10 protein-coding genes are annotated in these 12,852 nt (G+C 67.7%); 1 reads left to right on the forward strand and 9 read right to left on the reverse strand.

Annotation, left to right across the window (positions count from 1 at the left end; translation table 11 throughout):
* Positions 1-8: 8 nt before the first annotated feature.
* From QOL57_RS04255 to QOL57_RS04280, 6 genes are all read right to left on the reverse strand, one after another.
* Positions 9-1,169, reverse strand: a complete 1,161-nt coding sequence (locus tag QOL57_RS04255) for an AAA family ATPase (RefSeq protein WP_089239785.1) — start codon at positions 1,167-1,169, stop codon at positions 9-11.
* Between the two features lie 149 nt (positions 1,170-1,318).
* Positions 1,319-2,389, reverse strand: coding sequence for a sensor domain-containing diguanylate cyclase (locus QOL57_RS04260; protein WP_089239783.1), 1,071 nt, complete (start codon positions 2,387-2,389; stop codon positions 1,319-1,321).
* A gap of 115 nt (positions 2,390-2,504) precedes the next feature.
* Positions 2,505-3,227 carry a pseudouridine synthase gene (locus QOL57_RS04265; protein WP_089239781.1) on the reverse strand — a complete coding sequence of 241 codons (723 nt, stop codon included), beginning with the start codon at positions 3,225-3,227 and terminating at the stop codon, positions 2,505-2,507.
* Between the two features lie 34 nt (positions 3,228-3,261).
* Positions 3,262-4,926, reverse strand: coding sequence for a diguanylate cyclase (locus tag QOL57_RS04270; protein WP_089239779.1), 1,665 nt, complete (start codon positions 4,924-4,926; stop codon positions 3,262-3,264).
* A gap of 614 nt (positions 4,927-5,540) precedes the next feature.
* Positions 5,541-7,964, reverse strand: coding sequence for an EAL domain-containing protein (locus QOL57_RS04275; protein ID WP_089239777.1), 2,424 nt, complete (start codon positions 7,962-7,964; stop codon positions 5,541-5,543).
* A gap of 189 nt (positions 7,965-8,153) precedes the next feature.
* Positions 8,154-10,082 (reverse strand): DEAD/DEAH box helicase, encoded by a 1,929-nt coding sequence (locus tag QOL57_RS04280; protein ID WP_089239775.1) that lies wholly within the window; start codon positions 10,080-10,082, stop codon positions 8,154-8,156.
* Between the two features lie 269 nt (positions 10,083-10,351).
* Between QOL57_RS04280 and QOL57_RS04285 the strand changes: the two genes are divergently transcribed.
* Entirely contained in the window at positions 10,352-10,573 is a 222-nt protein-coding gene (locus QOL57_RS04285; RefSeq protein WP_089239773.1) for an RNA-binding S4 domain-containing protein, read from the forward strand.
* 15 nt (positions 10,574-10,588) lie between these two features.
* Here the strand turns inward: QOL57_RS04285 and ubiM are convergent, their stop codons facing one another.
* From ubiM to QOL57_RS04300, 3 genes are all read right to left on the reverse strand, one after another.
* Positions 10,589-11,767, reverse strand: coding sequence for a 5-demethoxyubiquinol-8 5-hydroxylase UbiM (ubiM, locus tag QOL57_RS04290; protein WP_089239771.1), 1,179 nt, complete (start codon positions 11,765-11,767; stop codon positions 10,589-10,591).
* Positions 11,768-11,847: 80 nt separating this feature from the next.
* Positions 11,848-12,237: an MAPEG family protein gene (locus QOL57_RS04295; protein ID WP_089239769.1), complete on the reverse strand. Its 390-nt coding sequence runs from the start codon at positions 12,235-12,237 to the stop codon at positions 11,848-11,850.
* A 12-nt stretch (positions 12,238-12,249) separates the two neighbouring features.
* Complete coding sequence (locus QOL57_RS04300; RefSeq protein ID WP_089239767.1) at positions 12,250-12,795, reverse strand: DUF4019 domain-containing protein; 546 nt, start codon at positions 12,793-12,795, stop codon at positions 12,250-12,252.
* Positions 12,796-12,852 lie beyond the last annotated feature (57 nt).

Below are 12,852 nucleotides of genomic sequence, written 5' to 3' on the forward strand. Positions count from 1 at the left end.
TACCCGTCTCAGCGCTGCGGCCAGTGCCAGGCCGGCGCATCCAGCAGGCCCTGCCCGCCCAGCAGCGTCCGCCCGTGCTCCTTGAACAGGTGCATCGAGTGGCATTGCGGCGCCTGCTCCAACGCGGCGATCAAGCGTGTGGCATGCGATACCACCCAGACCTGGCTGCGCGCACTGGCGGCGATGATCAAGCGTGCCAGCGCCGGCAGCAGATCCGGATGCAGGCTGGTCTCCGGCTCGTTGAGCACCAGCAGCGGCGGCGGCCGAGGCGTGTGCAGCGCCGCTGCCAGCAACAGGAAACGCAACGTGCCGTCGGACAGTTCGGCCATCGACAGTGGCCGCAGCAGCCCGGGCTGGTGGAAGCGCAGCGCGAGCCGGCCATCCAGTTCCTCAAAGCTGACCGTCGCCCCCGGGAATGCATCCTCGACACTGCGTGCCAGCGCCTGCGGATCGCCGATTTCCAGGATCGTCACCCACGCGGCGGCGAGGTCGCGGCCGTCGTGGTGCAGCACCGGGGTACGGGTCGCCATCGCCGGTTGTCGCGCCGGCGCATCGGCATCACTGCGGAAGTGGTCGTAGAAGCGCCAGCGGCGGATGTACTCGCGCAAGGTGATGGCTTCCGGCATACGCTGCGGATCACCCACCTGGGTGAACAGGCTATCGAACAGGGAAAGACGGTCGTCCACCAGGTCCCAGCCGCGCGCGTGCCGCTGCCGCACCAGCGCGCCGCGGCGGTCGACCAGCAGATTGGCGCTGCGCAGGAAGGGCCCCGCCCAGATCGCTTCGGCCTTGATCTGCGGATCCAGCGCGAAGGCCGATCGACTCGGCGGCGGATAGCCGAGGTCGATGGCGTAGCCGAATTCATCGGTGGCGAAGCCCAGCTTGAGTCCCACTGATTCCTGCCGCGCCCCGCCCTGCAGCGGGATCTCGCCGGCCAGCACGCGGCGGTCGATCTTTTCCGGACCGGCCCAGAGTGCCGAGCCCAATCCACCCTCCCGGGCGAGCACCGCTGCAACGCCACCCTGCGCGGTTTCCGCCAGCAGGCGCAGCGCGCGGTACAGGCTGGATTTGCCACTGCCGTTGTCGCCGGTGACGACGTTGAGCCGCTGCATCGGCAGCACCAGCCCATGCAGTGATCGGTAATTGGCGATGGCCAGTGTCTGCAGCATGGTCGACGTCCTTGCAGTGAGACGTTGAGGGTGCCGTACGGGGATCGCAATGGTTGCGACTGCATGGAAACGCTCCGGTCATCCACGCACGGCGTGGATCTACTGGTGCATCCACGCATCGCGTGAAGCCACCGCAGCCGCCACGGCGGTCAAGGCGCTACTTCCACCCGGTTGCGGCCGGCGCCCTTGGCCCGGTACAGCGCGGCATCGGCACGGGCCAGGGTCTGCTCGGAGGTTTCACCAGGCCGGTGCTGCGCCACGCCGATGCTGATCGTCACCGGGAAGCCCAGCGGCAGGTTGGACACCGCCACGCGCAGGAACTCGCATTGCAGCTCGGCGGTGCGCAGATCCACGTCCGGCATCAGTGCGACGAATTCCTCACCGCCGTAGCGTGCGGCCATGCCGCGCCCGGCGAAGTGCGAGCGCAGCAGCGCCCCGAGCTCGGCCAGCACCCGGTCGCCGGTCGCATGGCCCTGGAAATCATTGATGTGCTTGAAATGGTCGATGTCCACCAGCGCCACACAGGCCTGCCGCGCCTGGCCATCGGCGGCGACCACGGCTTCACCCAGCGCGGCGGCCAGCGCGCGCCGATTGGGCAGGCCGGTCAGCGCATCGGTCCGGCTCTGTTCGGCCAGGTCGGCATTCTGCGCCAGCAGCACGTCGTGGTAATCCGACAGCAGCCGCTCGTAGTCGTCACGCTCGAGCATGTGCTTCTGGATGTCCAGCGCGAAGCGGCGCAGCTCCATCACCAGCATCACCTGCCGCGACAGCGCGGCCAGCGCCTCGGCCTTGTCGCTTGCCAGGTGCTGTGGGCGCGCGTCGAACACGCACAGCGTGCCCAACGGCAGGCCGTCACTGCTGATCAACGGCGCACCGGCATAGAAACGCACGTGCGGGTCGCCGGTCACTACCGGGTTGTCGTGGAAGCGCACGTCCTGCAGCGCGTCCTCGACCACCATGATCTCCTGCGGCTGCAGGATGGCATGGCCGCACATCGAATCACTGCGCAGGTTCTCGGCCACATCGATGCCCTGTATCGACTTGAACCACTGCCGCTCGACGTCGATCAGGGTCACGGCCGCCATCGTCGTGCCACATACCGCCTTGGCGATGGCGACCAGATCATCGAAGGAGCGTTCGCGTTCGGAATCGAGGATCCGGTAGCGGTACAGCGCCTCCAGGCGCAGCGATTCGTTGGCGGGCTTGTCGGGCTTGATCATGCAGCGTCACGTTCCGGCAGGTCGCCGCAAAGTCTAGCTGATGTAGAGCCGCACCCATGCTCGGCTGCACCCGGGCAACGGCAGCCGAGCATAGGCTCGGCTCTACACACGTCGTTTACCAGTCCTGCTGCTGCGGCAACAGGCCGTGCAGCTCCTGCTCGGTCAGGTTGCGCCACTGGCCCGGCTTCAGCGCACCGATCTTGATGTTGTCGATGCGCACGCGGCGCAGCTGGGTCACGCGGTAGCCGAACTCGGCCGCCATCAGCCGGATCTGCCGGTTCAGGCCCTGCTGCAGGATGATGCGGAAACCGAACTTGGCGATCCGCGAGGTCTTGCACGGCAGTGTCATCTGGTCGTGGATGCGCACGCCGCGGGCCATCGCGCGCAGGAATTCGTCGGTAACCGGCTTGTTCACCGCCACCAGGTATTCCTTCTGGTGGCCGTTTTCGGCACGCAGGATCTGGTTGACGATATCGCCGTTGCTGGTCATCAGGATCAGGCCTTCCGATTCCTTGTCCAGGCGGCCGATCGGGAAGATGCGCTGTTCATGGCCGACGAATTCGACGATGTTGCCCTTGACCGTGCTTTCGGTGGTGCAGGTCACGCCCACCGGCTTGTTCAGCACGATGTACACGTGGCGGCGGGCGCCCGGCTTGCGGGCAGTGCGCACGCGCAACGGCTGGCCGTCGACCAGTACCTTGTCATCCTCACCGACCACCGCGCCGGTGCCGGCGGCATGGCCATTGACGGTGACCCGGCGGGCGGCGATCAGGCGATCGGCCTCGCGACGGGAGCAGAAGCCGGTGTCGGCGATGTATTTGTTGAGTCGGCTGGTCATCGCCCCATTATCCGGCATCGCCGCCCTTCCCGCCTCATGCCGTGGTCAACGGATCTTCGGTTTCGCCATCGAACACCCGGTTGCGGCCACTGCGCTTGGCCACGTACATGGCGTGGTCGGCGCGCCGCAGCAGCGCGGCCAGGTCATCTTCGGCCGGCCGCCACTGTGCCAGGCCGATGCTCGCGGTCACCTCCAGACCGGGCACCTGCAGATCCTGGCAGGCCTCGGTGATGCGCTGGCGCAGGCGTTCCAGGCGGGCGGCAGCGATATCCCGCGGCATTCCCGGCAACAGCAGCAGGAACTCCTCGCCCCCCATCCGTACCACCTGGTCCTCGCTGCGGACCGCGGCGCGAAGCGCGCGGGCCACGGCCACCAGCACCTGGTCACCGATCTCATGGCCATGGCGATCGTTGATGTCCTTGAACAGATCGATATCGAGGAAGCCGATCACCAGCGGCCCTCTGTCACGCTCGCCGCCCTGCAGATGCTGGGCCAGCTGGTGCAGGCCGGCACGGCGGTTGGGCAGGCCGGTCAGCATGTCGGTCTCGGCGAGCTGGCGCATTTCATCGCGCTGCTGGCGCAGCCGGCCCAGGCGCAGGTTGAGCGCGTAGGCCGCCATCATCAGCAGCCAGGTGACTGCCAGCTGCAGGGCCTCCACGCGGTACTCCATCAGCCAGTGCGCGCTGGCGGCGTCGGCCACGATCAGCACCAGCATCGGCGCCAGTGCGGCCAGTCCGGCCAGCGACCAGACATCGCCGCGCAGGCGGGCCCAGATTCCCATTGCCAACGACAGTGCGCAGCCGACGATGAAGCTCCACTGCAGGACCTGCGCGACCACGCCCAGTCCATCGCGCTGCAACCACGGCACCAGTGCCGCCAGCGTGAGCAGGGACCACAACACCAGCTGCTGGCCCACGCGCGAACGCGGCAGTACGCGGTCACCGCCGTTCAGGCGCCACAATGCCGGCAATACCAGCGCCTGGGTTGCCGCAGTCAACGCCAGCAGCCACCAGTCACCGCGCCCGCCGACCCGCAGCCAGGGTTCGGGATAGCCGCTGAGGCCACCGAGGATCGACTGCCACAGCACCAGCACCAGGGTGGCGCCGATGTACATCAGGAAACTGCGGTCGCGGGTGGTCAGATAGGCCATCAGCGCCGACAGCGCAAGCGCGATTGCTACGGCGATGCAGGCGGCGCGCACCAGCAACCGGGCAGTATCGTTCTGCTGCACCGGGCTGGGTGCGCCCAGCTGCAATGTCGGCACCCAGCGCGCCTTCAGCGGCGTCTGCCAGGAGACCAGGAAGGGTTCGTGGCTGCCGGCAGCGGGTACCGCCACCATGCCGATGCCCGCACGGAAGCGCGAATCGCGGGTGCGCGCATCCTGCATGTTGCCGCAGATCTCGCGGTCACCGTGCTGCAGCCTCACTTCGCCGGCAAAGATGTTGAAGACATCCAGCGCCTGCGGCTCCCCGGACCAGCCTTCTGGCGGTGCATTCACCCGTGTCTGCTGGCGCGGCCCGGCCAGCATCTCCGGCGTGCACGCGCGATGGGGCGTAGGTTCGGCCGTCGCGGTGCCAACCAGAAGGTAGTCGCGGCCGGCGTCGACGCTGCGCGCATGGCCCAGCCACGGCATTGCCAACCACACCAGCAGCAGGACAAGCACCGCCCCTGTTTCGAAACGCACCTGCCTGCCGCCCACGCCACGTCCTGTTACTGCTTACGTCCGCGCCCACTGCGCGTCGCCCCTGGCGGCATTATCGCAGTCGAAGGCACCGCCGATGTGTAGACCAAAGTGGTGGGGGTGTTGGCCGGGCTGCCGCCCGGCACCGGCAGAGGCCGGAGCAACGGCAACAGCGGGCATTCCGTGGGATGGCGGGGTGGGTCCGGTTGCGGGGGACGCCGTGAACCCATCCCTGGGGGCTTGGCCGCGGCATCCATGCCGCGGACACCCCCGCAACCGGACCCACCCCGCCTTCGACAGTTTCCTGCTGCTGTTGGTAGGTGTCGACCTTGGTCGACACGTAGATCCACGCCATGCGTGGATGAAATCCAGTCCATTCGATGATTTCGAATTCGGCACGAACATCCATCCACGCACGGCGTGGATCTACCAGATGTCGGGAACTGTCAGGGGTGGGGCGGCATGGGCAGGCAGGACCGTTGGCGCCATGGATGGGTTTACGACGTGTCCTGCCTGCCCAAGCCGCCCCGCCCACCTCGGTAGCCTGCCCTTGCTGTTGCTGTTGCTGCTGAGGTTGCCGGCCAGCGGCCGGCACTACCGCGGGTGCCGGGCGCAGCCCGGCCGCAGCACCTTCAGCCGGCAGCCGATGGCCCCTGCGTGCCGGCCAATCGCATTGGCCGCAGGTCAGCCAGGGTCAGCCGCTCCAGTGGCTGCGGCCGTTCAATGGCATAGCCCTGCAGGCCCTGCACCCCCATCCCGGCCAGCGCCTCGGCCACTTCAATGGTCTCCACCCACTCGGCCACCACCTCCATCTGCAGTTCGCGGCCCAGCTCGCTGATCGCACGCACGCTGGCTCGGCTGACCGGATCGGTATCCATGTCACGCACGAAGGCACCATCGATCTTCAGCATGTCCGCCGGCAGCTGCCGCAGATAGCCGAACGAGGACAGGCCCGAGCCGAAGTCGTCCAGCGCCACCCGGCATCCGCGCGCCTTGACCGCGTCGATGAAGGCACGTGCCTGGCTCAGGTTGCCGATTGCCGCGGTTTCGGTGATCTCGAAGCAGAGCTTGGACGCCAGCGCACGGTTGCGCTCCAGCAGGTCGCAGACAAACGCCAGGAATCCCGGCTCGGCGATCGACTGCGCCGACACATTGACGTTGCACAGGCCCAGCTGGCGAACGTGCGCCGGGCACACCTGCAGGTGGCGGAACAGCAGGCCGAGCACGTGCCGGTCCAGCACCACCGCCATGCCGTAACGCTCCACCGCCGGCATGAACTGGCCCGGCAGGTGCAGCACGCCATCGCTGTCGCGCATGCGCACCAGCACTTCGTAGTGCAGGTAGGACGGATCGCCCACCTTGGCGATGCGCTGCGCATACAACAGCATCCGGTTCTCGGCCATGGCACGGCTGACCCGCTGCAGGCGCTCGGCCTCCAGCCGTCGTTCTTCCAGGGCCAGCCGGTTTTCGTTGAAGCAATGCACGCGGTTGCGGCCGGCCTGCTTGGCTGCATAGCAGGCACTGTCGGCGGCGCTCATCAACCAGTTCGCGTCGGGTGCCTCGGCCGTCACTTCGACCACGCCCACGCTGCAGCTCAGCTGCGGACTGCCTTCGCTGATCGGGAATGTGGCTTGGCCCAGATTGCGGATCAACCGCTGCAGTACGCGCTTGGCTTCATCCTGGTTGGCGCGGGCGAGGAACACCGCGAACTCATCCGCGCCCAGGCGGCCCACCCAGTCGCCATCACGCACCGCGCCGACCAGGTACTCGGCGAAGCTGCGCAGCATCTGGTCGCCGGCCGCGTGGCCGAAGCTGTCGTTGACCAGCTTGAAGTGGTCCAGGTTGATGTAACCCAGTGCGTGGGTTCCACCGTCGGAGCGGACCTGCAGCAGCGACTTCTCCAGCAGGCGCTCGATCTCGCGGCGATTGATCAGGCCGGTCAGTGGATCGTGGCTGGCATGGTGCTCGATCTCACGCGCCAGGGCATGGTTCTGGCTGACATCCTCGACGATGGCGAACACCGACAGGCGGCCATCGGCGGTGCGCACGCCGGTACCACTCCAACGCCCCCACACCAGGCTGCCATCGCGACGCCGGAAGCGCAGTTCGCCCGGGCGCAGCTGGCGGTCCCAGTCGATACGGCCCACCCCATCGATGACCAGCTCGCCTTCCATCAGCAGGTCGGTCAACGACATCTGCAGCAGCACGTCCCGGCGATGGTCGAGGATGTCGGCCATCGCCTGGTTGGCCTCCACCACCCGGCCGGCGGCGTCCAGCTTGAGCATGCCGACGTTGGCCTGATAGAAAGCCGCCCGGAAGCGGCTCTCGTGCTCGGTCAGGTCCTTGCCGACCCGGCGGGCCAGGGCCACCGCCATCAGGCTGATCAACAGGACCGACAGGCCGCCGACGGCCAGGGTTGCGATGCGCACCGCGCGGGCCATGCGCAGCAGCGCCTGCGAGAACGCCTGCGCCTGCGCGCGCAGCTGGTGGTCGATGCCACGCAGCCGGTGCAGATAGTCATCCACGGTCGACGCGTCCAGCGGTCCCGAGCCATGGCGGCGTTGCAGTTCCTCCGACAACGCCTGCAGGGCCAGCAGGTCCGCGTCGGTCTGCCGCCACAACCACGTCGCCTCGCGGAAGGCACCAACATTGCGCGCATGGCGGAACGAGAAGATCAGCCGTGGAATGTCGGCGCGGGCGTTGCCCCCACGCAAAAAACCGGCCCGGGCTGTCGCCTCGTCCGGTTCGGATTGCTCCAGCGCCTTGCGAGCCTGCAGGTCACCCAGCGGAACCTGCAATGCCCGTTGGGCATCCTGCAGATCCAGCAGGTGCCCACGCGCCAGGTAACGGCTGAGCGCTGCGGTGGCGTCCTGCTGCCCCCGCGACCAGTAGCCCTGCCCTGCGATCCACGCGGTCGATGCCGCCTGCAGCTCCTGGATCACGGCCGACAGCGCGACCAGTCCGATCGCCATGCCCGTCAACAGCGCAAATCGCAGTCCCAGCCCGCGGGTCATCGGTACCCGTCGGCGCTGTTGGTCCATGCCACTTCTACCCATCCTGGATCCCCCGAATGTGCTGCGGTGACAATCTCCTACGGAACCGGGCCAGCCTAGGACCGAGGATGTGTGGGCCATGCGAAACCGGACACGGCCGGTGATCGGCAGCGGTGGCCGGGCCGACCTGGACGTCCTGCAAACGACAACGCCAGCCCGAAGGCTGGCGTTGTTCATCTACTTCTGCGCGGCTTAGAAGCTGCGCGGGCCGCGCGGCTTGTTGAAGCCATCACGACGCGGCGGACGGCTGTCGCGGTCGCCGCCAGGGCCACCCGGACCACTGCGACGCGGAGCACCCGGGCCACCCGGACCGCCCGGACCACGCTTGTCGAAGCGCGGCTTGAACGGACGCGGCGCCGGATTGACCTCTTCACCAGCGGCCAACGGACGCATCTGCAGCTGCTGGCCGGACACCCACACCTTCTGCAGGTGGGTCAGCACGTCCGACGGCATCTGTGCCGGCAGATCCAGCAGCGAGAAGTCGTCATGGATGTCGATGCGACCGATGAAGCGGCTTTCCAGGCCGGCTTCGTTGGCGATGGCACCGACGATGTTGGCCGGCTTCACGCCGTGCTGGTGGCCGACCGAGATGCGGTAGGTCTCCATGCCCTGCTCCGGTGCGCCGCGCGGCGGCACGTCACGGCGCGGACGCTGCTCGAAGCCACCCTCGGCATCGTCACGACGCGGACCACGCTCGAAGCGCGGGCCGCGCTCGTTGCGGTCGCCACGTTCCGGGCGCTCGGTGCGCTCGAAACGCTCGCGCGGCGCGCGCTCTTCGCGCGGTGCGCGCACCGGCGGCTGCAGCAGGAACGGGGTATCGCCCTGCATCATCTTGGCCAGTGCAGCGGCCACTTCGATGGCCGGCACGTTCTGCTCGGCCTCGAAGCGCTCCAGCAGCTGGCGGTAGAAGTCCAGGCCGCCCTGGCCCAGCGTCTCGGTGATGCGCGAGGTGAACTTGCTGATGCGGTTGTCGTTGACCGCTTCCACGCTCGGCAGCTGCATTTCTTCGATCGGCTGACGGGTCGCACGCTCGATCTGGCGCAGCATGCCCTTCTCGCGCGGGGTAGCGAACAGGATCGCTTCACCGCTGCGTCCGGCACGGCCGGTACGGCCGATACGGTGTACGTAGCTTTCGGTGTCGTACGGGATGTCGTAGTTCAGCACGTGGCTGATGCGCTCCACGTCCAGGCCACGAGCGGCCACGTCGGTGGCAACCAGGATGTCCAGCTTGCCTTCCTTCAGCATGGCGATGGTGCGCTCACGCTGGGCCTGCTGCATGTCACCGTTGATGGCGGCAGCGGCCAGGCCACGGGCCTGCAGCTTGCTGGCCAGTTCCTCAGTGCCGGCCTTGGTGCGCGCGAAGACGATCATCGCGTCGAACGGCTCGACTTCCAGGATGCGGGTCAGCGCGTCCAGCTTGTGCATGCCGCTCACCCACCAGTAGCGCTGGCGGATGTTGGCCGAAGTGGTGGTCTTGGTCGCGATGGTGACTTCTACCGGGTCCTTCAGGTAGGTCTGCGCGATACGACGGATGGCCGGCGGCATGGTCGCCGAGAACAGCGCCACCTGGCGCTTCTCCGGCAGCTTCTTCAGCACCGCTTCGACGTCGTCGATGAAGCCCATGCGCAGCATTTCATCGGCTTCGTCCAGCACCAGCGTCTTCAGCTCGGACAGGTCCAGCGTACTGCGGTTCAGATGGTCGATGACGCGGCCGGGGGTACCGACCACGATGTGCACGCCGCGGCGCAGGGCCGTCAGCTGCTGGCCGTAGGGCTGGCCGCCGTACACCGGCAGCACGCGGAAGCCGGGGATCTTCGAGGAATAGGACTGGAACGCCTCGGCAACCTGGATGGCCAGCTCGCGGGTCGGGGCCAGCACCAGGGCCTGCGGCTTGATCTGCTGCAGGTCGATGTTGGACAGCACCGGCAGCGCGAAGGCTGCGGTCTTGCCGGTACCGGTCTGGGCCTGGCCCAGCACGTCGCGGCCTTCCAGCATCGCCGGGATGGTGGCGGCCTGGATCGGCGACGGCGTTTCGTAGCCGATGGCAGTGACAGCCTGCATGACAGAATCGGACAGGCCGAGCTGCGCGAACTGCAGCTGCGCTTGGGTTTCTTGGGACATGGGGAACTCCGAAGGCACTGCCACGAGCATGGCAGGCGAAAAAAAGGGGGATTCCGCGCTTTGGGCGCCCTTCTTATCGCGTGCCCTGGCGCTGCTCGGTTGAAGCTGAGGTTTCACTCGCTCAGAGCGGAATGATACCGCACTGTTCCTGAACAAGGTGTACAGGAAACCATCGGCATGCCGTTACGGCCCGCCGTGGCGCACAATAGGCGCCCATTTTACCGCTGCGGGCCTTGTCCTGCAGCGCCTGCCCCAGGAAACCCCGTTCCATGCAGATCCTCGAATTCGACCTCGACGGCGACTACGTCGAACTCAAGCAGTTGCTCAAGCTGGCCGACCTGGTCACCAGCGGCGGCGAAGCCAAGATGGTCATCAGCGAAGGCCTGGTGCTGGTCGATGGCGAGGTCGAGCTGCGCAAGGCCTGCAAGATCCGCGCAGGCCAGGTGGTCGAGTTCAACGACAGCCAGATCCGGGTGCTGGCCGCCGTTTGAATCACCGCGCGGCCGTCAGGCCACGCGCTGGGTCAGGTGCGCGGCAATCAGCTGCCGGAACGGCGCCACCCCCTGCGCCACCCGCAACCCGGCCGCACGCAACAGGCGCGCCGGCCGGCGGTCATCGGTATACAGGCTGGCGACCGCATTGGTTGCCTCATACAGTGGGCGCGCTGACAGCCGATGTCCGCGCTGGTAGCTGCCCAGCATGCCGGCGGCGGCGATGTCCGCCCCGCGCCGCTGCTGCTCGGCGATGCCCTGCGCCAACCGCTGCGCACTGGCCAGGCCCAGGTTGAAACCATGTGCGGTGACCGGGTGCATGCCCACCGCGGCATCACCAATCAACGCCGAACGTTCGCCGACGAAGCGCTGCGCATACACCCCGACCAGAGGATAGGCCTGCGGCGTCGCTACCGGCTGCATGCGTCCCAGCCGGTGTTCGAAGAAGCCGCTGATGGCGTCCCCGAACGCGATCTCATCCATCGCCAGCAGTTCTTCGATCTGCCGCGGCGGCAGGGTGATCACCGCCGATGCCTGGCCTTCGTTGAGCGGCAGCAGTGCCATGGTGCGGCCATAGCCGAACCACTCCCACGCCGTGTGGTGATGATCGCGCTCGACCTGCATCCTGCAGACCAGCATCGACTTGCCGAAGTCACGCATCTGCGCACCGATGCCGAGCATGCGGCGGGTGCCGGAGAAGCGGCTGTCGGCGCACACCAGCAGGCGCGCGTGCAGTTCGCTGCCATCATCCAGGCGCACCACGTGGCCCTGGCTGTCGGCGCGCACCGCCTGCACCTTGCGACCATCGAACAGCTCCAGCCCGTCCTGGCCCTGCACCGCCTGCCAGGCCGCGCGGCGGATCAGATGGTTGGGCACCAGCCAGCCCAACGGCTGGCCATCGATCTGGCTGCTGGCAAAGGTCAGCGCGAATGGCGACCCGCCGTTCATCACCCGCGCGTCGCGCAGCTCGGCAACCTCGGTCTCGGGCAGGCGTTGCCACAGGCCAAGCTGTTCCAGGCTCTGCCGCGACGCATGGGTCAGGGCGATTTCACGGCCATCGAAGGCGGCATCAGCCAAAGCCTGGCGCGGCTGCGCCTCGACCAGCCCCACCTGCAGGCCAGTACCAGCCAGCGCGCGCGCAAAGCACAACCCGGCCGGTCCGGCGCCGACCACCACCACGTCCATCCTGCGCATGCGCGCCTCCTGCCGTTGATCCAGTCGCGGCCAGCATAGCGCCGCGTGCCTGACCGGCCTTGATCTGGATCAGCTGCACTTCACAGCAGCGCGCACACCAGCGCCAGGATCGCCACGATCGATACCAGCCAGACCAGGCTGCGCACATAGGGAATGCCGGCCGCGTACAGCGGCAGGTACACCACACGTGCCCAGAAGTAGACCTGCGCCGCCAGCGCGGTGGTGTCACTGCCGCGCCCGGCCACCACCACCGCGATCGCAGCGGCAGCGAAGAACGGGAAGGTCTCGAAGAAGTTGGCTTGCGCCCGCTGCAGGCGCCCTGCCAGCGGGCTCAGCGGCTGGGACGAATCGTCGCGCGCAGACGCGTTCCATTTCATCCCGCGCTCGCGGGTGACCACGGTGGAGGCGGCGAAGATGTAGACGAAACCCAGCAGCATCGCCCACGCCAGCATCGTCAGTTCGGTGGCCATCGTCGATCTCCGTCAGGGGCTGGATGCGCGCAGGCTGTAACCGGCCAGGCGCCAGGTCTGGTCTTCGTCGAAGCGGAACGACACCAGCTCGCGTACCGGCTGCGCGCTGTTGGCGAAGCGGGTCGGGAAGCTGACGTTGATGTACAGCCCTTCGGGCACGGCGGCGCCGGCAGCGTACTTGACCCGGGTGATGGTCGGCTGGCCACGGCCGGCCATCGCACCCAGACGCGTGCGGTCTGCTGCAAGCTGGCTGACGAAGGCCGCCTTGGGCACGGCGCGGCGGGCGACAGCCGAGGCGCCGTCCCACAACTCACCCGCCCGATTGGCGTCGACCAGTTGCGCGGCCTTCAATGCGGCGCTGCCCATTTCCGCGTCCTGTTTCTGCACCTGTGCCTGCTGGGCAGCACTCAACACCGGCGCGGCAGCAGTCGCCGGTTTCGCGGCCGCCGGGGTGCTCGGCGCGGGGCGCGCCGGGGCCGGTGCGGGCGTGGCCGGTGCAGGCGTTTGCGCCAGTGCAGCCAGGGGCAACAGGGACAGCAGCAGGAGCACGCGCTTCATGGACACCGCCGGTTCGATGGAAAGAACCGCAGTCTACGCCAGCGCGGTGAGTGGCCC

It is taken from the genome of Stenotrophomonas sp. yr243, from assembly GCF_900184195.1.
GTDB lineage: Bacteria > Pseudomonadota > Gammaproteobacteria > Xanthomonadales > Xanthomonadaceae > Stenotrophomonas > Stenotrophomonas lactitubi.

Coding starts and splice junctions, on each gene's coding strand:
- QOL57_RS04255 (WP_089239785.1), bottom strand. CDS start 1,169: ATGCTGCAGACACTGGCCATCGCCAATTACCGATCACTGCATGGGCTG.
- QOL57_RS04260 (WP_089239783.1), bottom strand. CDS start 2,389: ATGATCAAGCCCGACAAGCCCGCCAACGAATCGCTGCGCCTGGAGGCG.
- QOL57_RS04265 (WP_089239781.1), bottom strand. CDS start 3,227: ATGACCAGCCGACTCAACAAATACATCGCCGACACCGGCTTCTGCTCC.
- QOL57_RS04275 (WP_089239777.1), bottom strand. CDS start 7,964: ATGGGTAGAAGTGGCATGGACCAACAGCGCCGACGGGTACCGATGACC.
- QOL57_RS04280 (WP_089239775.1), bottom strand. CDS start 10,082: ATGTCCCAAGAAACCCAAGCGCAGCTGCAGTTCGCGCAGCTCGGCCTG.
- QOL57_RS04285 (WP_089239773.1), top strand. CDS start 10,352: ATGCAGATCCTCGAATTCGACCTCGACGGCGACTACGTCGAACTCAAG.
- ubiM (WP_089239771.1), bottom strand. CDS start 11,767: ATGCGCAGGATGGACGTGGTGGTGGTCGGCGCCGGACCGGCCGGGTTG.
- QOL57_RS04295 (WP_089239769.1), bottom strand. CDS start 12,237: ATGGCCACCGAACTGACGATGCTGGCGTGGGCGATGCTGCTGGGTTTC.
- QOL57_RS04300 (WP_089239767.1), bottom strand. CDS start 12,795: ATGAAGCGCGTGCTCCTGCTGCTGTCCCTGTTGCCCCTGGCTGCACTG.